The sequence below is a fragment of the Limnohabitans sp. genome (genome assembly GCF_044361985.1).
Classification (GTDB): domain Bacteria; phylum Pseudomonadota; class Gammaproteobacteria; order Burkholderiales; family Burkholderiaceae_C; genus Limnohabitans_A.
Genome location: NZ_JBIKHV010000020.1, coordinates 1 through 23674 on the forward strand (window position 1 = coordinate 1; position 23674 = coordinate 23674).

Consider the following 23674-nt stretch of genomic DNA (forward strand, 5'->3'; position numbering starts at 1 on the left):
GGTCAAGCCCAATTTGTCGACACCTCTGAACCACGCGCCCTCGACATCAGCGAGTTGCCCGGCATCGTGGCGGACTACCGCAAGGCAGCAGCCAACGCCATGGCCGCAGGCTTTGACGGCGTGGAGGTGCACGCTGCCAATGGCTACCTGATTGACCAGTTCCTTCGCTCTGGCAGCAACCTGCGTACCGATGCCTATGGCGGTTCGGTAGAAAACCGTGCACGATTTTTAAACGATGTCATGACGGCCGTGGTGGCTGAGATCGGCGGAGACCGAACGGGCATCCGGCTGTCCCCCGTGACGCCTGCCAATGACGCCAGCGATGACCAGCCCCAGCCTTTGTTTGAGCATGTTGCGGGTTTGCTGGGGCCCTTGCGCCTGGCTTATGTCCATGTGATCGAGGGCTCGACTGGGGGGCCTCGCGACCACCAGCAAGGCCACGTCGCATTTGACTACCCGGCATTTCGACAAGCCTATGTCTTGGCCGGTGGCCAGGGCGCCTGGATGCTCAACAATGGCTACGATTTGACGCTGGCACAAACGGCGCTTGACCAAGGCGCCGACCTGGTCGCCTTTGGTCGTCCTTTCATTGCCAACCCCGATTTGGGCTTGCGCTTGCGCAAAGGCGGCCCCTTCAACACCCCCGACCGCAAGACTTTTTACGGGGGTGGCGACGCGGGCTATACAGACTATCCCGAACTTTCATAAAAGGAAGACCATGAAAAAAAGCCGTCTTTCCTGCGCGGTATTTTTGCTAGTGGGGCTGTGCACTGTTTTCAGTGTTCAGGCAGGTCGCCCATTGACCGTGGACGATGCCAATGTGAACGACGTTGGCGAAGGGCATATCGAGGGCTGGTGGACACGCTCACCCGACGGTTCGCGCAGCTGGACCGTCGCACCGGCCTATGCCCCTGTCGAGAATATGGAGCTGGGGGCAGGCCTCTCGCGTCAGCAAAGAACTGGCCTTGAAACCTGGAATGTGCAGGCCAAATTCCGCATCACCGAATCGCTTAAAAATGGCTGCAACGTCGGCGCCGTGGTGGGCGCAATGCGCAGCACAGGGGAAGCCTCCCAAGGGTATGTGAATGCGCTGTTTACCTGCAACCACGAAGCGCTGGGCAGTCTGCACACCAATCTGGGTGCACTGAATTTTTCAAGTACCCAGCGCATCGGTACATGGGGGCTTGCCTGGGAGCGTCCTTATGGCGAAGTCACCGCCCATGTCGAGGTTTACGGACAGCAACAAGACAAACCCAGTTGGGCCACTGGGCTGCGCATGAACATCCTCCCAAAATGGCAACTGGATGCCAGCATTGGCCGTCAATCCAAACAAAATCTGGTGACTCTTGGTACCAAGTGGCAATTTTGAAAGACTGCCGCCTGACTCAGCCCAAGCCAATGGGTGAAGGCGCCCGCGTCACGATCAGGCTGAACAGTTTTTCATACGTCTCTGTAGGGGGATAGTGTCCCGTCAGAGGGTCCGCATTTTCGGCAAACGCGACATCCAAAACACGCCAATCGTCCACCGAAAAACAACGCTCTGCCTCGGGCAAGATCGCCGTTTCTTCCAGGTTCATGTGGGCCAGGTAAGCACTCACATACTGGTCGAAGGCCTCTTCAAATGTTTGGCGCCGGTTTTCACCGAGCAACTCCCAGGCCAACAGCAAGTGCTGCATGTCGCGAACCGCCTTTTCGCTGCTCATGTGGTCACGTTCCAATTTATCGATCACGCCCATGACGTGGGGTGCGCATTTCACGACTCTGGGAAACAACAAATTAGATTCTTTGGGATGGTGCAGGCGCTCTGGAAATTCATCAATGTAAAACAGCATGGCGCGCAGCACGTCATAAAATTTATACCTGTCATTTGACGGCCCCCGCTTGATCATCATGCGCATGGACTGCAACATGGCGGCCAAAGAAGCGTGCTCGTTGCGAATGATTTGAAGGGCACGGTGAGAGGTCATAAAAACTCCATTTCTGACCCGGACAAGTGTGTTGATTTGTGATCAACCACACCATGACGCAAGTCAAGAATGGTTGATTTTTAAGCCCTCAAGGCTTCCATCGCTTGAGGAGCAGGGCATTGGCCATCACGCTGACCGAGCTGAGGGCCATCGCACCCCCCGCAAGCACCGGGTTGAGGTACCCCAGCGCCGCCAAGGGAATACCCGCCACGTTGTAAGCAAAAGCCCAAAACAGGTTCTGCCGGATCTTGGCCACCGTGCGGGCCGAAATATCGAGCGCCGCACCAACCAGTGCCACATCACCACGCATGAGTGTGATGCCCGCCGCGTGCATGGCCACATCGGTGCCATTGCCCATGGCCAGGCCCACATCGGCGGCAGCCAAAGCAGGCGCATCGTTCACCCCGTCCCCCACCATGGCGACCACTTGACCGCCAGCACGCAGCTTTTGCACATGCGCCGCCTTGTCACCAGGCAGAACATTGGCCAAGACCTCGCCCGCTTCGGGGCGCAAGCCCAAGCGGCGTGCCATGGCTTCTGCCGCCGCTTGGTTGTCACCTGAAATCATCACCAGTTTCAACCCTCGTTCACGCAAGGCCGTCAAGGCTTGCGCTGCACCGGGTTTGGGCTCGTCACCAAAGGCCATCAGCAACATGGCCTGTATGCCCGATGCCGTGCGCTCGGCGAGTGCCGACACGGTGGCGCCAGCCTTCGACAGTTCATACAAGTCGTCGGCCCAAACGCCACGCGACATGCCCTCCTCCTGCAACCAGCGCAAACTGCCCAACAAAAACTGTCGCCCTTCCAGCGTGGCCCGCACGCCACGGCCAGGCACGGCAGCCATGTCTTCAGGCAACAACAAGCTCAAATGTTGCGCTGTCGCCGCGTTCACCACCGCACGGGCCAGCGGGTGCTCACTGCCGCTTTGCACACTGGCGGCCCATGTCAAGGCCCTCAGCACGTCTTGTCCCGGCGCGGGCACATAGCGTGTCAATTGCGGCTGGCCCAGGGTGAGGGTGCCTGTTTTGTCAAATGCAACGGTCTGGACCTTGTGCGCTGTTTCAAGGGCCTGAGCGTCTTTGATTAAAATGCCATGTTTCGCGGCCACACCTGTGCCCGCCATGATGGCCACGGGCGTGGCCAAGCCCAGGGCACAGGGACAGGCAATCACCAATACAGCCACAGCGTGGATCAGTGCCGTTTCAAATGAAGCGCCCAACACCATCCAAACAATGACGGTCAGCAAGGCCACAAGCAAGACCACCGGCACAAAAACTTCAGCCACCTTGTCCACCAGACGCTGAATAGGCGCCTTGGCGGCCTGTGCGTCCTCAACAAGACGAATGATCCGGGACAGCACCGTTTCATGGCCCACAGCGGTCACACGCATGTGCACCCTGCCGTCGCCATTGATGGAGCCTCCTGTGAGTTGCATACCGGGTAATTTGGCAACGGGCAATGGCTCTCCCGTCAGCATCGATTCATCCACCTGGGTTGGCCCGTCCAGCAATTCACCGTCCAGAGGAAATCGTTCACCAGGTCGCACAAGAATACGGTCTCCCACCAGAATTTCAGCCACGGGCACATCGACTTCCCCGTCATCACTGAGCCAATGCGCCTTGTCGGGCCGCAGGGCGTGCAAAGCTCGAATGGCCTCGGTGGTTTGCCGTTTGGCACGGGCTTCCAGCCATTTGCCAAGCAGCACCAAGGTGATGACCACGGCCGAGCCTTCGAAATACAAATGGGGTGCATGGCCTTCATGCGCCGTCAGCCACAGCCACACCGACAGCAACCATCCAGATGTGGTGCCCAAGGCCACCAATAAATCCATGTTGCCCGTCAAGGCCTTGAGGGCGTGCCAGCCTGCTTTGTAAAAACGTGCGCCCAGGATGAATTGCACTGGCGTGGCCAGCGCAAACTGCAGCCAGGCAGGCAGCATCCAGTGCTGGCCCCACAGACCGCCCAGCATGGGCAGCACCAGCGGCGCGGACAGCACCAAACCGATCGCCACGGGCGCAAAACCTGTCCAGGGCGAGTTGTTGCTGGCCTGCGCCTCGGCCGCTTCCACTGAACGGGGCTCATACCCGGCATCGCGGATCGCCCTGCGCAAACGGGCGTCGGTCAACTCGGCATCGGCCACCACAATGCGTGCCGTTTCGGTGGCCAGATTGACCGTAGCCGAGGCCACGCCGGGCACTTTGCTGAGTGCTTTTTCGACCCGTGCCACGCACGAAGCGCAGGTCATGCCGCCAATACCAATGTCCATCACGGTGCTGTGGGCAGAGGGTTCGGTCTTGATCTGTGTCATGTTGTGCGGCTTGTTTTGAACTATGCTTCGACAAACCCATGAGGGCTTGTCTGAAAGGTACATCATGAACCAGATTTTCACCGTTGAAGGCATGACATGTGGCCACTGCGAAAAGGCCGTGAGCAAGGCCTTGCTGGCATTGGATACCCAGGCCAAAGTCGTGATCGACCGCACACAAAACAAAGTGCAGGTTGAATCCGAACAAACCCGTGCAGTGCTGTCCAAAACAATTGCAGACGCTGGCTACCGCGTTGTGCCCTGATTTTTTAACCCAAGGGAGAACTCACCATGAACAAAAACATTGGCGGCATCGAACGCATCATCCGCATCGTCGCAGGCCTGGTCCTGATCGCCTTGGCCGCCACGGGAACCGTTGGCTGGTGGGGTTGGCTGGGCTTGGTGCCACTGGCCACCGGGCTGATAGGTTGGTGCCCGCCTTACAGCTTGCTAGGCATCAACACTTGCAAAAATCGCAACGTCTGATTCACCCGCTCTGACCTAGCCTGCCCTGCACCCACAGCAGGCCAACCCCCGAACGAATCGGGGGTTTTTGTTGGTGGACGCGTAAAACCGAACGGCACAAAACTACATTTGTCTTTACAAACCACATTGCGCAAAAACATAGACGAATCACACCGACGACATCCCATCACTGAAAGGATGTTTTCCATGAAGTCAATGCGTACCGCCCTAATTGTTGCCAGCTTATTGGCGGGCTTGAGCGGTTTGGCCTTGGCCCAAACAGCGCCCGAGGTCAACACCCGCGGCACCCGTGCTGAGCGGATGTACAAAATGCAAGCCCGCAAAGGTCAGCGCGATGTACCGATGCAAAAGCACACCACCACCACAAAAACTTTTTATGTGGCGTTGAACGCCACAAAAAAGAAAACTTTTGATACCGAAACCGAACGCCGCATGAAAAACATAAATGGCGGCATGCTCGGCGGTAAAGACCATCGCAGGCATCACGGTCAGCATTGACAACATCGACAAGTCACGCTTTTCTTAACCACCAGGCCGCTCCATGAGCGGCTTTTTTATTTCATTGTTTGACTTAACGCACATCAAGGTCAGGGCTGCCGTGCTTGGTTAAGCTTTGCGCATGCCTCACAACTCCCATTCCGATTCCACCCAGACCCGTTCTGGCATCTTTTTACCGCCCATCCGGCCTATCTCCGCTGACCAGCCTATGCAGTGGTTGGCCTTGGGGTTAAAAGACATGGCCCGAGCACCTTTGCTGAGCATCATGCATGGCGTTGTGCTGGCGGGCATGGGTGGCTTCATTGCCTTGCTGGCACACGACCAATTCTGGCTATTGGTCGGTTATCTGTCTGGTTTTATGGTGGTAGCACCTGTGTTGGCCACCAGTCTGTATGCCATGAGTCGGGCCATGGAACGGGGCGAAACCGTCAATTTTGATTTGCTGGTGCAAACCTGGACGCAGTGGCAAATGCGCCTGCGTCACCAGCCCGACAGTTACTGGAGTCTGATTCGTTTTGGCTTGCTACTGGGTTTGGCTGCTACCGGTTGGGTCATCACCTCAGCTGCCCTGATCACTTTGCTGGCACCAAGCCCGATTCATACGCCCGTCGATTTCATACGCCATGTGGTCCTGGCCAAAGAAGGACATTTGTTTGAACTGTGGGTGGGGCTGGGCGCCATGATGGCCGTGCCGGTATTTGCCTCCAGCGTCGTGTCCATGCCCTTGCTGTTGGACCGCCGCGTCACGGTGCTGCAAGCAGTGCTGACCAGCTGGAAAACTGTGCTGACCCACCCGTTCCAGATGACCCTATGGGCATTTCTGATCATTGGTTTTTGCACTCTGGGCATTTTTTCCCTGTTCCTGGGCCTGATTCTGATCATTCCCATGCTGGGCCATGGCAGCTGGCATGCCTACAAGCACTTGATCGATGTGTCCCAACTCGAAGAACGCATTTCTGAACAGGGTGAACTTTGATGTTCGGATTCAACGAAGAACAATTCGCCTGGTTCGGGCTCACGATCGGTGTTGGGGCTTTCATGCTTTACATGCTGTTCATCATTGGTCAATTGGCGTGGGAATCCAAAGCAGGGAAATTTGGGACATTTGTTATTTTTTTAGGATTGGCATTTGGCATGTTGGGTTTTGTGGCCAAAGGCATCATTCAATGGTTGCTCGAAACATAACATCCATATCGGAATAAACCTGTGGATAAAAAAACAACAAGCCCTATGTTATCCACAGCTTGAAGTCTGTTCCAAAAGTTGTTCATTTTGACGAAACACCAAAAAAGCGCAGCGGTACACACCTTCACACGTGGCGCAAGTGCTTGTCAGCGCTGAATAAAAACGGCTTGTCCACACAAAAGGGGCTTGCTTATCTACTACCACTATTTAAAGATATAGATCTATAGAGAAAGAGAAGCGAACAAGTGCGCTGTTAAAATTGAGTCTTTTGCACCACAAATGACCCCATGACGATCGACTCAGAAGCCGCCATGTCGAACTGTTACGACATCAAAAGCGCTGATTTGTCACTGGTGGCTTTGGTTCTCAAAACCACAGATATCCAGGCCATTTCTCGTGCATTGCTTCGGCAAATGACAGAGAGCCCAGGTTTTTTCGAACAAGATCCGGTGATCGTTGATGTCGGTTTTATCGATATTGAGCAACATGCAGTGCTCTCGCTGGGTCTTATTAATTTGTTATCCGTGCTGCGTGAACATGGTTTGATGCCTGTTGCCGTCAAGGGCGCCCAGGGAGAGCTTTTGTCTCACGCCAAGGCATTGGGCTTGGTGGACGCCAGCGATGCCCGCATTCGTCGTTCTGTGGCTGTTGCTGAGTCTATTGAAGAAGCACCAGTACATGTGCCTTCACCGCCCGCACAACCGCTCTCTTTAGGTCCCATGGTGATCGACAAGCCCTTGCGCTCAGGCCAACAGGTCTACGCCAAAGGCCGTGACCTCATTGTTTTGGCCATAGTGAATGCAGGTGCTGAAGTTATTGCCGATGGCAACATTCACATTTATGCTGCTTTGCGTGGCAAAGCCATTGCAGGAGCACGGGGCAACACCGAGGCACGCATCTTTGCGCAGGCCATGGAACCCGAACTTATTTCCATTGCTGGTGTTTACCGCACCAGTGAAAATGCTTTGCCTCAGGATGTCTTGGGTCAAGCCGCACAGGTTTATCTGCACTCAGGCCCTGATGGAGATAAATTGCGGGTCTTGCCCATCAAGCCTTGAACCATTGAAATTCGTTGATACCTTGTCCAAGAAAGAAAATCCCATGGCAAAAATCGTCGTTGTGACTTCCGGCAAAGGGGGTGTGGGAAAAACCACAACCAGCGCCAGTTTCGCCACCGGCCTCGCTCTCAAAGGCTTCAAAACAGCCGTCATTGACTTTGACGTAGGCTTGCGTAACTTGGACCTGATCATGGGTTGTGAGCGCCGTGTTGTGTATGACCTGATCAATGTGATTCAAGGTGAAGCCAACTTGAACCAGGCACTGATCAAAGACAAGCAGTGTCCCAATTTATTCGTGTTGGCCGCTTCGCAAACGCGTGACAAGGATGCCTTGTCTCAAGAAGGCGTTGAAAAAGTGCTGAACGACCTTTCAGCCATGGGTTTTGAGTACATTGTTTGTGACTCCCCTGCAGGCATTGAAACCGGGGCCCTGATGGCCATGCACTTTGCCGATGAAGCATTGGTGGTGACCAACCCCGAAGTGTCTTCTGTGCGGGATTCAGACCGAATTCTGGGCATGTTGGGCAGCAAGACGAAACGCGCTATCGAAGGCGGTGATCCGATCAAAGAACATCTGTTGATCACTCGCTACAACCCCAACCGGGTGGAAGACGGACAAATGCTGTCGCTTCAGGACATTCAAGACATTTTGCGCATCCAGTTGTTGGGTGTGATTCCTGAAAGTGACAATGTGCTGCAGGCGTCCAACCAAGGCACACCAGCGATCCACATGGCCCAGAGTGATGTGTCTGAAGCCTACAAAGACGTGATCGATCGTTTTCTGGGTGAAGACAAACCCATGCGTTTCACCGAAGCTGATAAGCCTGGTTTCTTCAAACGTTTGTTTGGAGGCAAGTGAACCATGTCGTTTCTTTCCTTTCTATTGGGTGAAAAGAAAAAAACCGCCAGTGTGGCCAAAGAGCGGCTGCAAATCATCCTGGCGCATGAACGCAGTGGCCGCAATGCCGCAGAGCCCGACTATTTGCCGGATTTGCAACGCGAATTGGTGGCTGTGATCAGCAAGTACATCAAGATCAATCCGGCCGACATCAAGGTCAACTTGGAGCGCCAAGACAATCTGGAAGTGCTCGAAGTCAAAATTGAACTGCCTGACGCACGCTGAGATTGTCGGAGACAAACAGTTTTGCTGTTTAAAACAATGGCTGGATGACTGCTGTGTACGAGCAGCCATCCAGCCGTTTGATCTGCCTGTTGGTTAATGCACCCTGGTCACTGCGTGTGCAGTGATTTCCACATCGAGCGCGCAGCCTGGATATTGCGTTCCTTGACGTGGCCAAAGCCCTTGATGTTTTCAGGCACCTTGGCTACATCTACGGCATGTGCGTGCTTGCTGGCATCCAAGTCCAGCAAGGCGTCGTCGATGTGTTGCATGTATTCACCCACCAAGGCACGTTCTGTGCGGCGCTCTTCGGTTTGCCCGAGCACATCGAAAGCCGTGCCTCGTAAACCCTTGAGTTTGGCCAGCACCTTGAAACCGGTCAGAACGATGGGACCAAATTTCTGTTTGATCAGTTCACCTTTGTTATTGCGTTTTGAAAGCAGAGGTGGTGCCAGGTGGTAGTGCACTTTGAAGTCACCTTCAAAGCTGTCACGGATGCGGTCTAGGAATGCTGATTGCGTGTGCAAACGAGCGACTTCATATTCATCTTTGTAGGCCATCAGCTTGTACAAATACCGCGCCACTGTTTCAGTCAGCAATGTTTTCCCCAGCGGAGCCTCAGCCAGCTGAACTCGCTGAACGAACGCTTGGTAGCGTTCGGCATAAGCGGCGTTCTGGTAATCGGTCAAACGGCTAGTCCGGTCGGCGATCAGGTCTGCCAAGTTTTCGCGTTTTTTAAACTGCATGGTTTGTGCAGGCAGGATTTTTTGTGCCAACACTTCAGGCTGGTGCGCCGCATGGCGGCCCCATTCAAAGGCGACCAGATTGTTTTTGATCTGCACATCGTTGAGCTCGATGGCGCGCATCAAGGACTCACGGTGCAGGGGCACCCAACCTTTTTGCCAGGCGTAACCGAGGATCATGGGGTTCACGTAAATCGTGTCACCCATGAGTTGTTTGGCCAAGGCATCGGCATCAAAGCTGCTGACCAAATCGCCGCCGACCTGAGCCACGATTTCGGCTACGCACTGTTCGGCTGGGTTTTGCCAGTTGCCGTTTTTCACAAATGCGGCTGTGGGGGTGCTGTTGCTATTGAGGGCAACATGGGTGCGACCTGGGCGCATGCGCAAGGTCGTCTCTTTGGATGCGCTGACGATCGGGTCGCAGCCCATGATCAGGTCGGCTGCAGCCATGCTCACCCGGGTGGTCCGGATTTCGTCTTGTGTGTTGGCCACTAACACGTGGCTCCAGGTTGCGCCGCCTTTTTGCGCCAAGCCCGCCGAGTCTTGCGTGACGATGCCCTTGCCCTCCATGTGCGCGGCCATGCCCAGCAATTGGCCGATCGTGATAACCCCAGTGCCGCCAACGCCGGCCACCACCATGCCCCAAGGTTGGGTGATCGAAGGCAGCTCTGGTTCAGGCAGTGCGCCCAAACTGGCAGGGCTTAAAGTGTTGATCGATGCGCTCGTGGATTTTTTCTTGAAGGTGCCACCTTCTACGGTGACAAAGCTTGGACAAAAGCCTTTGAGACAGCTGGTGTCCTTATTGCAGGTGCTTTGGTTGATGGTGCGTTTGCGGCCCAGGGGTGTTTCAAGTGGTTCGACCGAAAGACAATTTGATTGCACCCCACAGTCACCACAGCCTTCGCAGACCTCTTCATTGATCATCACGCGAACGGCAGGGTCAAGCATGGTGCCGCGCTTGCGACGGCGGCGCTTTTCGGTGGCGCAGGTCTGGTCGTAAATGATAACGGTGGTGCCTTTGATCTCGCGCATTTCGCGTTGAATGCGGTCGAGCTCGTCGCGGTGGAAAACGCGCACGCCTTCAGCCAGTGTGACACCCTCGTATTTCTCAGGTTCATCGGTGACCACATCAATGCGCTGTGCGCCTTCAGCGCGCATGCTTTGCGCAATTTGCACCACGCTGTGGCCTTCGGGGCGCTCGCCTACTTGCTGGCCACCGGTCATGGCTACGGCGTCGTTGTACAAGATTTTGTAGGTGATGTTCACGCCCGACACCACGCTTTGGCGTACCGCCAAGATGCCGCTGTGGAAATAAGTCCCATCGCCAATGTTGGCAAACATGTGCTGGTCGGTGCTGAAGGGTTGTTGCCCTGTCCATGGCACACCCTCGCCGCCCATTTGCGTGAAGCCCACGGTGCTGCGGTCCATCCAGATGCTCATGAAATGGCAGCCAATGCCGGCCATGGCGCGGGAACCTTCGGGCACCTTGGTGGAGGTGTTGTGCGGACAACCTGAACAGAACCAGGGCGTGCGCTCGGCAGCCGCGCCCAAGGTCAGGGTTAACAGAGACTTTTCCTTTTCATCCAGCACGGCCAGATGAGCATCTAGACGTGCCGTGGTGTCGGCATCGATGCCGAGTTTTTTCAGGCGTTTGGCAATGGCTCGTGCGATGATGGCAGGTGTCAGGTCCGCGTTGGCACGCAACAAGGTGCGCTCGGTCGGATTGGGGACCGACCATTCACCGCCCGAGACGTCGCCATCGGCTTCGTCAAACTTGCCCAGGATATGGGGCCGCACATCGTCGCGCCAGTTGTACAACTCCTCCTTCAACTGGTATTCAATGACCTGCCGTTTTTCTTCGACTACCAGAATTTCTCGCAAACCGGTGGCAAATTCACGGGTGGTTTGCGCTTCGAGTGGCCAAACCACCGCCACTTTGTGCAAACGGATGCCCAATTGTCGGCAGCGCTCGTCATTCAACCCCAGGTCCATCAAGGCCTGGCGCGTGTCGTTGTAGGCCTTGCCACTGGCGATCAGGCCAAAGCGGTCGTTCGGGCCTTCAATCACGTTGTGGTTGAGTTTGTTGGCACGGATGTAAGCCAGGGCCGCATACCATTTGTAATCGAACAAACGCGCTTCTTGTTCCAGCGCGGTATCGGGCCATCGGATGTGCACGCCGCCAGGGGGCATGACGAATTCAGGCAGCACGATGTGCACACGCTCGGGGTCGATGTGCGCCGTGGCACTGGACTCGACGATCTCTTGAATCGTCTTCATGCCCGACCAGATGCCGGCAAAACGGCTCAGGGCCAAAGCGTGCAGACCCTGGTCCAGGATGTCTTGTACGCTGGCCGGGAAAAAGACGGGCAGCCCGCATGCTTTGAAAATGTGGTCGCTCTGGTGTGCCGCCGTTGAGCTTTTGGCCACATGGTCGTCGCCTGCAACCGCCAGCACGCCGCCCCAGGGCGTGGTGCCGGCCATGTTGGCGTGCTTGAATACATCCGAGCAACGGTCAACACCGGGCCCTTTGCCGTACCAGATGCCAAACACACCATCGTATTTGTTGGTTCCGGGTGGCGCAAATCCGAGTTGCTGTGTGCCCCACAAAGCTGTGGCCGCCAACTCCTCGTTGACGCCCGGCTGAAAAACGATGTGTTGTGCCTTCAGGTGGTCTTTGGCTTTCCACAGTGATTGGTCATAACTGCCCAAAGGCGAGCCTCGGTAACCACTGATGAAGCCCGCGGTGTTTTTGCCTTGCATGGCATCGCGTTGGCGTTGCAGCATGGGCAGTTTCACCAAGGCCTGCACGCCACTCATGAACGCGCGACCAACATCGAGGCTGTACTTGTCGTCCAGTGTCACGGTTTCTAAAGCCTGGCGGATGGATTCGGGCAAGGGGGCGTTCATGGCATGTGTCCTGCGACTGAAATAGAAAGCACAGTGTAGGTCGGCCTGGGCGACAAGTGCTTGCTTTCGGTGACAGGATTTGCCCTATGATTTGAAAGGATCTTGCTCAAAGGGGCCTGTTTTGGAAACACTTGATAAATTTGACTGGGCAATACTGAATGAACTGCAACTAGATGGCCGGCTGACCAACGCTGAATTGGCGCAGCGTGTGGGTTTGTCGGCGGCCCCGTGCTGGCGCCGCGTTCGCGCACTGGAAGAGGCTGGCGTCATCAAAGGCTACCGCGCCGAAATCGATCGACAGAAAGTGGGTCTGGGCGTGTTTGCTTTTGTGCGCTTGGACGCCGAACGCAACCGGGGTGATGTGACGCGCCAGCTGGAAGACGCCATCCTTAAAATTCCCGAGGTCATTTCTTGCCATTACATCAGTGGCACCGGCACCTTTGAGTTGCAGGTGGTCAGCCAAGACCTGAACACTTTCAGCCAGTTTGCACGCGATGTGTTGTTGAACTTGCCGAATGTGAAAGACCTGCACACCAGTTTTTCGCTGGGTGAGGTCAAGGCAGCAGGGGCCTTGCCGCTGCGGCCGTAAGTGGTGCCGAGTGAGGCCCGTGATCAGGGATAGAGGCCGCGCAACTCACGCGCCTGCAAAATGCGCGAGCAAGCCACAATGAAAGTCGCTGTACGCAGGCTCACCTGGTGTTCGGCCGCCACTTGCCAGATGCCGGCAAACGCCTCGCGCAGGATGCGCACCAAGCGGGTGTTGATGTCGTCTTCGGTCCAGAAGAAGCTGGAGAAGTCCTGCACCCATTCAAAGTAGCTGACCGTGACCCCTCCGGCGTTGGCGATCACATCGGGCACGACCAGGATGCCCCGTTCGTGCAGGATGTCGTCGGCTTCGGGGGTGGTGGGGCCGTTGGCCCCTTCGATCACCATGCGCGCAGTGATCTGATGGGCGTTGACTGCTGTGATCTGTTGCTCTAGGGCGGCAGGGATCAGGATGTCGCAGTCCACCGCCCAAAACGCCGCGTCGGGCAAGGTTTCAACCTGGCCCGCGGCCTGCTCAAACCCTTGCACGCTGCCATGTTGGTCTACGTGGCGCAACAGGGCCGGCACGTCGAGGCCAGAAGCTTTGTAAATGGTGCCACCGTGGTCTTGTACGGCGACCACCGTTGCACCGGCCTTCGCAAACAGTTTGGCCGCAATGCCGCCCACGTTGCCAAAGCCTTGCACGGCCACTTTGGCCTTGGAAATGTCCAAGCCGATGTGCCCAGCAGCCTCCTGACCCACGGTGAAAACACCTCTTCCCGTGGCTTCTCGTCGGCCCAATGAACCGCCCAAGGCAATCGGCTTACCGGTGACGACCCCCGAGGCGGTGGCGCCTTCGTTCATTGAGTAGGTGTCCATCATCCATGCCATGATTTGCTCGTTGGTGTTCACGTCTGGCGCCGGAATGTCCTTGTTGGGCCCGATGATGATGCCGATTTCGCTGGTGTAGCGACGGGTCAGGCGCTCCAGTTCGCCGCGCGACAAGGTCTTGGGGTCGACCCGGATGCCGCCCTTCGCGCCGCCAAAGGGCAGGTTGACAGCGGCGTTTTTGACCGACATCCAGGCCGACAGGGCCATGACCTCGGACAGCGTCACATCTTGGTGAAAGCGCACGCCACCTTTGCCGGGGCCGCGGCTGGTGTTGTGTTGCACGCGGTAGCCCTCAAAGTGGCCCATGGTGCCGTTGTCCAATTCGATTGGCACGTCCACGATCAGCGCGCGCTTGGGCCGCTTCAGGGTCTCGACCCAGCGTGACAGGCCGCCCAGATAAGGGGTGACCCGGTCAACCTGTTGCAGGTAAGTGCCCCAGGGCCCGAGGTGATCGGCGTTCAAATATGAGGGCAGTGCGTGGGTGCTTTTGGCGGGTGCGCCTGCTGGGGCATTGGACATGTTGTGTCTCCTGTTTTGACGCCGACGGCTTGTCGGTGTTTTGGATGGTAGAGCCGGCTTGCGCGGCTGTCCAAGGCCGCTTGTCTCTGGGGTTATGTGTTTAATGCATAACCAGGCGACCTGGAGGTCCTTGCGGTTTTGTTGTCGAGTGATTGGTCAGGGCTGAATCAGCAAGGGCAGCATGCATCAGACCCTGCCTGTAAAATAAGCAGCTTCAGCCGACCCCGCAGCAGGGCGGTGCCGTGGTGCCTGTTGCGCCCATTTTTGGCCTTCATCCGAGGCGGACTTCTCATGCTTTACCCTCAAGAATTCGATGTGATCGTGGTTGGCGGCGGCCATGCCGGAACAGAAGCGGCGCTGGCAGCTGCGCGCATGGGTTGCAAAACCTTGCTGCTGTCGCACAACATTGAAACTTTGGGACAGATGAGCTGCAACCCTTCCATTGGCGGCATCGGCAAAGGCCACTTGGTCAAAGAGGTGGACGCTCTGGGAGGTGCCATGGCTTTGGCCACCGACGAAGGCGGTATCCAGTTCCGCATCCTGAACAGCTCCAAAGGCCCGGCCGTGCGCGCCACGCGTGCGCAGGCCGACCGCATTTTGTACAAAGCCGCGATTCGCCGGATGCTTGAGAACCAGCCGAATTTGTGGCTGTTTCAACAAGCCGTGGACGACCTGATGGTGGAAGGCGACCGGGTGGTGGGCGCGGTCACGCAGGTGGGCATCCGTTTCAAAGGGCGAACCGTGGTGCTGACGGCGGGTACTTTTCTCGACGGCAAAATTCATGTGGGGCTGCAGAACTATGCCGCCGGCAGGGCAGGCGACCCACCCGCGGTGAGCCTGTCTGCACGCCTGAAAGAGCTGAAACTGCCGCAAGGGCGTTTGAAAACCGGAACGCCGCCGCGCCTGGATGGCCGCACCATCGACTTCAGCCAATGCACCGAACAACCCGGTGATGGCGTACCCGGCGGCATGAACCCGGACGCCGGTGTGCCGGTGTTCAGCTTCATGGGCCGTGCCGAGATGCACCCGCAGCAAGTGCCATGCTGGATCACCCACACCAACGAACGAACCCACGAGATCATCCGCTCCGGTTTTGACCGCAGCCCGATGTTCACCGGCAAGATCGAGGGCGTGGGGCCGCGCTATTGCCCGAGCGTGGAGGACAAAGTCAACCGCTTTGCCGACAAGGACAGCCACCAGATTTTTCTGGAGCCCGAAGGCCTGACCACCCACGAGTATTACCCCAACGGCATCTCGACCAGCTTGCCATTCGATATCCAATATGACCTGGTGCGCTCCATGAAAGGGCTGGAAAACTGTCATATTCTGCGGCCCGGCTATGCCATTGAATACGATTACTTTGACCCGCGCTCATTGAAGAACAGTTTTGAAACGCGCCAGATCAATGGCTTGTTTTTTGCTGGCCAGATCAACGGCACCACCGGTTACGAAGAAGCCGCGGCCCAAGGCCTGTTCGCTGGCATCAATGCCGCGCTGCAATGCCGGGGCGAAGCTTCTTGGCTGCCAGCACGCGATCAAGCTTACCTGGGTGTGTTGGTGGACGACCTGGTGACCCAGGGCGTGACCGAGCCATACCGCATGTTCACCAGTCGGGCCGAGTATCGGCTGCAACTGCGCGAAGACAACGCCGACGCGCGCTTGACCGAAGTGGGGCGCCAGATGGGCCTGGTGGACGATCTGCGCTGGGATGCTTTCAGCCGCAAGCGCGACGCTGTTTCACGTGAAACAGAACGCCTGAAGTCCGCCTGGGTGAACCCGAAAAACTTGTCTGCAGCAGAATCCGAGCGGGTGCTGGGCAAGGCCATTGAGCACGAGCACAATTTGTTTGATTTGCTGCGCAGACCCAATGTGTCCTATGGTGCCCTGATGTCTCTGGATGGTGGGCGCTTGGCCAGCACCGATGTTTCACGTGAAACGCTGGGTGAGTTGAGCGCGCCGGTCATTGAGCAGGTGGAGATCGCTGCCAAGTACTCCGGCTACATCGATCGCCAAAGGGGTGAGGTTGAGCGCGCTGCTTTTTACGAGCACCTGCGCTTACCTGAACAGCTTGATTACTTGCAGGTTTCGGCCTTGTCGATTGAGGCGCGCCAAAAGCTGTCCAAACATCGGCCTGAAACGCTGGGCCAGGCATCGCGGATTTCGGGCATCACACCGGCCAGTGTGTCCTTGCTTTTGATCCACCTGAAAAAGGGTGGCTTCAAGGGCTTCATGGGCGCTGCCGCCCAGGAAAGCCAATCTGCATGAGCGTGAATCTGGCCGAGGGCCTGAGTGCGGGTGTTCGTGCCTTGGGGCTTGACCTTGGCCTGGACCAACAACAGCGCCTGCTCGACTATGTTGCCTTGATCCAAAAATGGAACAAAGTCTACAACCTGACGGCTTTGCGCGACCCGGCAGACATGCTGACGCACCATTTGCTGGACAGCTTGACGGCGGTGGTGCCTTTGACCCGTTACACCCAAGGCCGTGCTGTTCGGCTGCTGGATGTGGGCTCAGGCGGGGGCTTGCCGGGCGTGGTACTGGCCATTTGCATGCCCGAGCTGGAGGTAACTTGCGTGGACACGGTGGCCAAAAAAGCCGCGTTTGTGCAGCAGGTGGCGGCGAGTCTCAAGTTGCCCAACCTGCGCGGACTTCACGCACGGGTCGAGTCCTTGACCGATCCGTATGGGGTGATTTGTTCGCGCGCCTTCGCCTCGTTGCCTGATTTTGTGACTTGGTCGCGCTCGGCTTTGGCGGAGGACGGGGTCTGGATGGCCATGAAGGGCAAGCACCCGCAGGAGGAAATCGACGCCTTGCCCGCCGATGTGAGAGTGTTTCACGTGGAACCATTGACGGTGCCGGGCTTGGCTGTAGAGCGGTGTATGGTCTGGATCAAACCCGAAACAGTGTGAAGCAGGGCGTGTTTCACGTGAAACACTTGCTGGCAGGAGTGCTCAAGACAAAGCCCATCACGTACACTCGCCCCATTCCCCAGAAAGTGCACACATGTTTGGAATCTCGGATTACGGCGCATTCGCTGCGGCCTTTGTCCTGTTGTTGTTTTTGCCAGGGCCTGGCAATCTGGCCTTGATCAGTTCTGCCAGCAAAGGGGGCCTTGCGGGTGGCTTGGCCTCGGTGCTGGGCTTGCTTTTAGGGGACCAGATTTTGCTGTGGCTCACGGTGGCCGGCGTGGCGGCCTTGCTCAAAACCTATCCTCCTTTGTTCATGGGCTTACAGTGGCTGGGCGCTGCCTATCTGGCCTGGCTGGGCTACAAAATGATCATGGCCAAGCCGGGCGAGGGGCCCAGCATCGAGATCACGCCCGGGCACTATTTTCGCGAAACCATGTTCATCACCTTGCTGAACCCCAAGGCGATCATGTTTTACTTCGCGTTCTTTCCGCAATTCATTGACCCGGTGAACCATCAGGGCTGGATCACCTTTGCGGTGATGGCCTTGACGATTGCTGTGCTGGGCTTCACTTATTGTTTTGGCGTGGTCTTGATCACCCACACCATGGCTGAGCGCATCCGGGCCAACCCCCGGTTTTCAGGCTTTCTGCAAAAGTTGGCGGGCCTGTGCCTGATCGGTTTCGGCCTCAAGATGGCCTTGTCCAAATAACCATTCGAGTCAGCACCATGGCCAAAATTTTCTGCGTTGCGAACCAAAAGGGCGGGGTGGGCAAAACCACCACCAGCGTGAACCTGGCGGCCGGCTTGGCCAAAGTCGGGCAACGTGTCCTTCTGGTTGACCTGGACCCGCAAGGCAACGCCACCATGGGGTCAGGCATCGATAAACGCAATGTAGAGCTGAGCGTGTACGACGTATTGCTTGAATCCGCCAGCATTGCCGAAGCCCTGGTCAAGGCCGATGCCTGCGGTTATGACGTGCTGAGCGCCAACCGTGAGCTGGCCGGGGCCGAGGTGGAGCTGGTGCAGCTGGAGCACCGCGATCAACGCCTGAAAAATGCCTTGGCGGTGGTCGATGCCGACTACGACTTTGTCTTGATCGACTGTCCGCCATCCTTGTCGATGTTGACACTGAATGGCTTGTGTTCGGCCCATGGCGTGATCGTGCCCATGCAGTGCGAATACTTCGCACTGGAAGGCCTGACGGACCTGGTCAACACCATCAAGCAGGTGCACGCCAATCTGAACAAAGACCTCAAAATCATCGGCTTGCTGCGCGTCATGTTCGATCCGCGCATTACCCTGCAAATGCAGGTCAGCGACCAGCTCAAGGCCCACTTTGGCGACAAGGTGTTCGACACCGTGATCCCGCGCAACGTGCGCTTGGCCGAAGCGCCCAGCTATGGCCTGCCCGGTGTGGTGTTTGATGCTTCGGCCAAAGGCAGCCTGGCCTACGTCGATTTTGCGCAAGAGCTGGTGCGGCGTGCGCCCACGCTCTGAGCCACCACAAACCACCGCACCACGAACATGACCTTGTTGGCGCATGAGACCCTTGACGGCACTTTGACGCAGGCCGCGACGGTGTTGATCCTGCCGGGTTGGCAAGGCAGCGGCCCTGAACATTGGCAGTTGCATTGGGCGCGTTTGCATGGCTATACCGTGGTGGCGCAAAACGACTGGATGCAACCGCGCCGGGGTGACTGGTTGGCCCGGTTGGATGAAACCGTCATCGACTCGCCAGGCCCGGTGGTTTTTGCCGCGCACAGTCTGGGGTGCATTCTGGTGGCCGCTTGGGCGGCGTTCTCCCGGCACACAGCTCGCGTGCGCGGGGCCTTGTTGGTGGCCCCTGGCGATACCGAAGACCCCGAGCTGAATAACCGCTTGCCTGGCTGGGCACCCATCTTGCGCCAAGCCTTGCCTTTCAAGAGCATCCTGGTGGGTAGCCAGAACGACCCGTATTGCGCTGCCAAGCGTGCCCAGGGTTTGGCCCATGACTGGGGTGCCCGCTGGGTGGACCTGGGTGCAGCCGGGCACATCAACGCCGATTCATCGCTGGGCGATTGGCCTCTGGGTCATGCGCTCTTGCAAACATTACTGAAGGATTGACCATGGTCACTAAAAAACCCAAAGGCCTTGGCCGCGGACTCGAAGCCCTGCTGGGCCCCAAAGTGCAGGACGCTCCCCCTGCAGACATGACCGCTGAAACGGGCGTGTCCACCCAGCTCAAACTCGACCAGATGGTGGCGGGCATGTACCAGCCGCGTACCCGCATGGACGAAGGCGCTTTGTACGAACTGGCCGAATCCATCAAGGCGCAAGGCATCATGCAGCCGATCCTGGTACGCCAACTCACCCAGGGTGAAAACGCCGGAAAGTATGAAATCATCGCGGGCGAGCGACGCTTTCGCGCTTCGCGCCTGGCGGGGCTGGAGTCTGTCCCTGTTTTGGTGCGCGATGTGTCCAACGAAGCCGCTGCGGCCATGGCCTTGATTGAAAACATCCAGCGCGAAGACCTCAACCCCCTGGAAGAAGCCCAAGGATTGCAACGCCTGGTTAAAGAGTTTGGACTCACTCACGAAGCGGCAGCGCAGGCGGTTGGCCGTTCGCGCAGCGCGGCCAGCAACCTGCTGCGCTTGCTGAACCTGGCCGACCCCGTGCAGACCATGCTCATGGCCGGTGATCTCGACATGGGCCATGCCCGTGCTTTGCTGTCTTTGGACAAAGCGGCACAAATCACCGCCGCCAACCAGATCGCGGCCAAAAAGTTGTCGGTGCGCGAGGCCGAAAGCCTGGTCAGGAAACTCGGTGCCGAGTTCAACCTGGTGACGCAAAAAGCCACCAAGGAAAAGTCCCGTGACATTCGCCGGGTCGAAGAAGAGCTGGCCGACTTGCTGATGGCGGAGGTTGAGGTGCGCATTAAAAAACGCGTCAAACGCCATGGCAAGATCCAAGAGATGGGCGAGCTGTCGATTCAGTTTGGCTCGCTCGAAGCGCTCAACGGCTTGATAGACCGTCTGCGCGGCTGAGGTACACCGGCACGATGAACCTGCGCATGCCCTTGCGTCAAATGCTGCTGCGTTGGTGGCGGCCCGAGCCATCCTTGGGCCCTACTTTGGGCTTTGATCGGGAACAATTGCTGGCCGTGTGCATGCTGATGATTGGTGCCAACGCGCTGCTGTTTTATTTCCTGCCGCAGTCCGATTACGACCACCGCGCCAATTTGTTGACTGTGGCGGTGATGTTGGCCATGCTGCCATTTGCGCTTTCGCGCCGTCTGCACTTCTGGATGGTGAATGGCGCCTTGTTGGTGGCCATGTCCTTGGTGGTGTACATCGCCACCACCACCGGTGGGATCAACTCGTCTTCCCTGGTCTTTTTGACGGTGCTGGCCGTGCCCGCGCTGTTTTTCTTGGGGCCTCGGGGCGCCGCGGCCTGGATGGGGCTGTTGCTCGCTGTCTACCTTTGGTTGCTGATGGCGACGCTGAGCGGCGACATGGTGCGCCCGCCACTCAACGCGGGCACGCTCTTGTGGGCCTTGTCCAACCATGTCTTTGCGGCCGCCAGTTTGGTGTTGGTGTTGCGATGGTATGACCGCGTGCACCACACCCAGTTGGCGGTGGTGCAAGAGCGCAACCGCGAACTGGAAGCCACGCAGATCCACTTGATCGAGGCGCAGGCGCACAAAGACGAATTTGTGGCCGCCGTGGGCCATGAGCTGCGCACGCCCATGAACGCCATCCTGGGCCTTAATGGCGTGTTGCGCCAAGAGCTGGCGGACGACCCGGCCAATGCCGAAATCGCCGAGCACATTCGCCGATCCACTGAGCACCTGTTGCATGTGGTCAATGACATTTTGGACTTTGCCCAGCTGCAAGCAGGCCGTGTGAATTTCTTCCCTGAGGTCTGTGCCCTGGCCCCTTGGCTGGAAGCCACAGTCCTCCCCTTCAAGGACCGCGCCCAGGCCAAAGGCCTGGCCTGGCGGCATCGCGTGGCACCTGAGCTGCCGTCGCAAATCTGGATGGACCGCCAACGCTTGGCGCAGATCCTGGGCTATCTGCTGGACAACGCCATCAAGTTCACCGCCCGTGGAGAAGTCTCTTTGCAGCTGAGCCAACAAGGCGAAATGCTGCGTGTGTCGGTACAAGATACGGGCCGAGGCATCGCGCCGGAACGCCAGCAGCAAATTTTCAACCGTTTTGAATCGGCCGATGTGGCCACCAACCAGGCCTTTGGGGGTACCGGCTTGGGCTTGAGCATTTGCGAGCGTTTGGTGGTCTTGCAAGGCGGGAAAATCGGGGTGGAAAGTGCGGTCGGGCAAGGTGCTTTGTTCTGGCTGGAGTTGCCGCTCCAGCCTGCGCAAGGGGCGGTCGAACACACCCGGTCTGGCCAGGCCTTATTGCCCAGTGACACCGTGTTTGACGTGCTTGTGGTCGACGACAACGCCATGAACCTGATGGTCGCGCAGCTGCAGTTGTGCAAGACCTGGCCGTCGGTGCGTGTCACCACGGCCAGCTCAGGAGGCCAGGCCTTGGCCCTGATTCAGGCCCAGCATTTTGATGTGGCCTTGATCGACATGGTCATGCCCGATATGGATGGCATGGAGGTCACACGTCGCTTGCGGCAACTGCCGCTGCCCTTGTGCAACTTGCCTGTGGTGGCCTTGACGGCCAACACCAACCCGGTGGACCGCCAGCGTTGTCTGGATGCCGGCATGAATCAGGTGCTCTACAAACCCATGGACCCCGAACGCATGATCAGCACCTTGTCTGAAGTGTTTGCACGGCCAGAGGTGGCGGCATGAGGCGCTTTCGCTGGTCCCAATGGCTCGAGCAGGTGGTGGTGCCTTGTCTGCCCGCCGCTTTCAGGCACGGCAAGATGCCGTACCTGTTCTTATTTGAGGCCTTGTTGACCATCGTCTTGCTGACTTTTCCGTTGATCAACCCCTACCACCAGGCCCCCATGACCTCGGTAGGCTTTGGCTTGGCCATGGTGCTGCAGATGGTGCTGATCAGCCGTGGCATGCACTTGAGTCAAGCGATTCATCTGATCTGTCTGATCGGCGTGGTCTACTTGATTCACGCGGCGTGGACTTCGGGCGGATTGTTTTCGCCGCGCTTGTCCTGGTTGCTGATCTTGCCAGTGATTCCCTTCTACATCATTGGTCCCCGTGCCGGCTATCTGTGGCTGGGCATGGTGTTTGTGGCGCAAATGGGGGTTGCGGTCTTGACCGGTCAAGGCTGGTTGTTGCAAACGCTGCCCAGCGACGATGCACAAAGCAGCTACGCTTTCGCCACCTTTGCCATGGTCACCGTGATGCTGGTCCTGGTGCCCTTGGTGTACGACCGACAGTACCGGGCGGCCCTGCGCGAAAGCCGCTTGCGGCAACAAGAGCTGGAGAAAAAACAAGAGGAGCTGGAGCAGGCACTCGAATTGCGTGAGCACTTCATTGCCTCGGTCAGCCACGAGCTGCGTACACCCATGAATGCGATCCTGGGCTTCAACAGCTTGTTGATAAAACGCGTGCACAACAAACCGCGTGCGCAGGAAATCTTGGCCCACACCCGCCAGTCGGCCGACCACCTGATGACGGTCATCAACGACGTGCTGGATTACTCGCAATTTCTATCTGGCCGGTTGACTGCGCATGCCGAAACCTTTGCTCTGCGCGAGACGGTGCGCCATGCCTTTGATTTGTTTGTGCCGTGCGTCAAAAGCATGCAGCTGGCCTACCGCTGCGAAATTGAAGACGACGTGCCTGAGTGGGTCAGCACCGACCGGCACCGCTTGATGCAAATCCTGGTCAACCTGCTGGGCAATGCCCTCAAATTCACGCACCAAGGCGAGGTGGTGCTGCGTGTGCAGTGGAACAACCCGGGCGTGTTGTTTAAGGTGGAGGACACGGGCATTGGCATTCCCTTTGACGACCAGCCCCATATTTTTACCCGCTTCATGCAAGCCCAAGGCGAGATTCAAAAACGCTATGGCGGCAATGGCCTGGGCCTGGCCATCACGCAAGGTCTGGTGGAGTTGCTGGATGGCGAGATCGGTTTTGACAGCACCCCCGGCCAAGGCTCTTGTTTCTGGTTCAGCCTGCCTTTGAGCGCGCAGCAAGCACCCAGGCCCGTGCAAGCCCAAGCGGCCAAGGTGCTGCAAACCGCCAGCCAAGCCTGGCATTTTTTGGTGGTGGATGACCACGGACTGAACCGCTTGCTGGTCAAACAGGTGCTGAAAAATGGCTGGCCTGCCTGCACGGTGGTCGAGGCCGAAAACGGCGCACAGGCGTTGGAAAAATGGCGTCAGCAGCGCTTTGATCTGGTCTTCATGGACATGGTCATGCCGGTGATGGATGGTGTGCAAACGACACAGGCCATGCGCCAATCCGTTACGGCGCATGGCTTGTCACCGGTGATTGGCCTGACGGCCAATGTGAACCCGCAGGACTTGGAGCGCTTCAAAGACGCGGGCCTGAGTGCCTTGCTGCTCAAGCCGTTTGACCCCGTTCAACTGTGTGACGAGGTTGAAGCCTTGTTGTTGCGCGGTGCGCCCATCACGCCCGTCGCCTGA

The 23674-nt window shown here is 57.6% G+C and carries 22 protein-coding genes and 1 pseudogene; 19 read left to right on the forward strand and 4 right to left on the reverse strand.

From position 1 onward, the window contains the following. Together ACIQ3A_RS05735 and ACIQ3A_RS05740 are read left to right on the forward strand one after the other, a co-directional pair. Positions 1-708 (forward strand): annotated as a pseudogene (locus tag ACIQ3A_RS05735) (alkene reductase); the annotation flags it as partial. Positions 709-718: 10 nt separating this feature from the next. Continuing rightward, positions 719-1369: a hypothetical protein gene (locus ACIQ3A_RS05740; protein WP_396430797.1), complete on the forward strand. Its 651-nt coding sequence runs from the start codon at positions 719-721 to the stop codon at positions 1367-1369. A 16-nt stretch (positions 1370-1385) separates the two neighbouring features. Here the strand turns inward: ACIQ3A_RS05740 and ACIQ3A_RS05745 are convergent, their stop codons facing one another. Continuing rightward, positions 1386-1967, reverse strand: coding sequence for a hemerythrin domain-containing protein (locus ACIQ3A_RS05745; protein WP_396430798.1), 582 nt, complete (start codon positions 1965-1967; stop codon positions 1386-1388). An 88-nt stretch (positions 1968-2055) separates the two neighbouring features. After that, complete coding sequence (locus tag ACIQ3A_RS05750; RefSeq protein ID WP_396430799.1) at positions 2056-4275, reverse strand: heavy metal translocating P-type ATPase; 2220 nt, start codon at positions 4273-4275, stop codon at positions 2056-2058. A 64-nt stretch (positions 4276-4339) separates the two neighbouring features. On the opposite strand from ACIQ3A_RS05750, the gene ACIQ3A_RS05755 reads away from it, so the two are divergent. From ACIQ3A_RS05755 to minE, 8 genes are all read left to right on the forward strand, one after another. Beyond that, positions 4340-4537: a heavy-metal-associated domain-containing protein gene (locus ACIQ3A_RS05755; protein WP_396430800.1), complete on the forward strand. Its 198-nt coding sequence runs from the start codon at positions 4340-4342 to the stop codon at positions 4535-4537. Between the two features lie 26 nt (positions 4538-4563). Beyond that, positions 4564-4758: a DUF2892 domain-containing protein gene (locus ACIQ3A_RS05760; protein ID WP_396430801.1), complete on the forward strand. Its 195-nt coding sequence runs from the start codon at positions 4564-4566 to the stop codon at positions 4756-4758. Between the two features lie 186 nt (positions 4759-4944). Then, on the forward strand, positions 4945-5256 hold the full coding sequence (locus tag ACIQ3A_RS05765) for a hypothetical protein (RefSeq protein WP_396430802.1): 312 nt from the start codon (positions 4945-4947) through the stop codon (positions 5254-5256). A gap of 121 nt (positions 5257-5377) precedes the next feature. Then, entirely contained in the window at positions 5378-6232 is an 855-nt protein-coding gene (locus ACIQ3A_RS05770) for a DUF2189 domain-containing protein (protein WP_396430803.1), read from the forward strand. Further along, positions 6232-6441 carry a DUF2788 domain-containing protein gene (locus ACIQ3A_RS05775; RefSeq protein ID WP_396430804.1) on the forward strand — a complete coding sequence of 70 codons (210 nt, stop codon included), beginning with the start codon at positions 6232-6234 and terminating at the stop codon, positions 6439-6441. The genes ACIQ3A_RS05770 and ACIQ3A_RS05775 overlap by 1 nt, the downstream gene beginning before the upstream one ends. Before the next feature lie 287 nt (positions 6442-6728). Then, positions 6729-7499: a septum site-determining protein MinC gene (gene minC, locus ACIQ3A_RS05780; RefSeq protein ID WP_396430805.1), complete on the forward strand. Its 771-nt coding sequence runs from the start codon at positions 6729-6731 to the stop codon at positions 7497-7499. Positions 7500-7542: 43 nt separating this feature from the next. Then, positions 7543-8358, forward strand: a complete 816-nt coding sequence (gene minD, locus ACIQ3A_RS05785; protein WP_396430806.1) for a septum site-determining protein MinD — start codon at positions 7543-7545, stop codon at positions 8356-8358. A gap of 3 nt (positions 8359-8361) precedes the next feature. Beyond that, positions 8362-8622, forward strand: a complete 261-nt coding sequence (gene minE / locus ACIQ3A_RS05790) for a cell division topological specificity factor MinE (RefSeq protein ID WP_108406324.1) — start codon at positions 8362-8364, stop codon at positions 8620-8622. 107 nt (positions 8623-8729) lie between these two features. Here minE and ACIQ3A_RS05795 read toward each other — a convergent pair whose 3' ends face one another. Next, positions 8730-12269 (reverse strand): indolepyruvate ferredoxin oxidoreductase family protein, encoded by a 3540-nt coding sequence (locus ACIQ3A_RS05795; RefSeq protein ID WP_396430807.1) that lies wholly within the window; start codon positions 12267-12269, stop codon positions 8730-8732. 121 nt (positions 12270-12390) lie between these two features. On the opposite strand from ACIQ3A_RS05795, the gene ACIQ3A_RS05800 reads away from it, so the two are divergent. After that, on the forward strand, positions 12391-12858 hold the full coding sequence (locus ACIQ3A_RS05800; protein WP_396430808.1) for an Lrp/AsnC family transcriptional regulator: 468 nt from the start codon (positions 12391-12393) through the stop codon (positions 12856-12858). A gap of 23 nt (positions 12859-12881) precedes the next feature. Here the strand turns inward: ACIQ3A_RS05800 and ACIQ3A_RS05805 are convergent, their stop codons facing one another. After that, a complete protein-coding gene (locus ACIQ3A_RS05805; protein ID WP_396430809.1) occupies positions 12882-14204 on the reverse strand; it encodes a Glu/Leu/Phe/Val dehydrogenase in 1323 nt (440 codons plus the stop codon). A 291-nt stretch (positions 14205-14495) separates the two neighbouring features. On the opposite strand from ACIQ3A_RS05805, the gene mnmG reads away from it, so the two are divergent. The 8 genes from mnmG to ACIQ3A_RS05845 all read left to right on the forward strand — a co-directional run bounded on the left by mnmG (position 14496) and on the right by ACIQ3A_RS05845 (position 23674). Continuing rightward, a complete protein-coding gene (gene mnmG, locus ACIQ3A_RS05810; protein ID WP_396430810.1) occupies positions 14496-16469 on the forward strand; it encodes a tRNA uridine-5-carboxymethylaminomethyl(34) synthesis enzyme MnmG in 1974 nt (657 codons plus the stop codon). Then, positions 16466-17113, forward strand: coding sequence for a 16S rRNA (guanine(527)-N(7))-methyltransferase RsmG (rsmG, locus tag ACIQ3A_RS05815; RefSeq protein ID WP_396430811.1), 648 nt, complete (start codon positions 16466-16468; stop codon positions 17111-17113). Before mnmG ends, rsmG begins: the two co-directional genes overlap by 4 nt. A gap of 94 nt (positions 17114-17207) precedes the next feature. Continuing rightward, positions 17208-17822: a LysE family transporter gene (locus ACIQ3A_RS05820; RefSeq protein ID WP_396430812.1), complete on the forward strand. Its 615-nt coding sequence runs from the start codon at positions 17208-17210 to the stop codon at positions 17820-17822. Positions 17823-17839: 17 nt separating this feature from the next. Beyond that, positions 17840-18610 (forward strand): ParA family protein, encoded by a 771-nt coding sequence (locus ACIQ3A_RS05825; RefSeq protein WP_396430813.1) that lies wholly within the window; start codon positions 17840-17842, stop codon positions 18608-18610. 27 nt (positions 18611-18637) lie between these two features. Next, positions 18638-19216: an RBBP9/YdeN family alpha/beta hydrolase gene (locus tag ACIQ3A_RS05830; RefSeq protein WP_396430814.1), complete on the forward strand. Its 579-nt coding sequence runs from the start codon at positions 18638-18640 to the stop codon at positions 19214-19216. Positions 19217-19218: 2 nt separating this feature from the next. Beyond that, positions 19219-20136 (forward strand): ParB/RepB/Spo0J family partition protein, encoded by a 918-nt coding sequence (locus tag ACIQ3A_RS05835; protein ID WP_396430815.1) that lies wholly within the window; start codon positions 19219-19221, stop codon positions 20134-20136. A gap of 14 nt (positions 20137-20150) precedes the next feature. Continuing rightward, positions 20151-21911 carry an ATP-binding protein gene (locus ACIQ3A_RS05840; protein WP_396430816.1) on the forward strand — a complete coding sequence of 587 codons (1761 nt, stop codon included), beginning with the start codon at positions 20151-20153 and terminating at the stop codon, positions 21909-21911. Continuing rightward, positions 21908-23674, forward strand: coding sequence for an ATP-binding protein (locus tag ACIQ3A_RS05845; RefSeq protein ID WP_396430817.1), 1767 nt, complete (start codon positions 21908-21910; stop codon positions 23672-23674). The genes ACIQ3A_RS05840 and ACIQ3A_RS05845 overlap by 4 nt, the downstream gene beginning before the upstream one ends.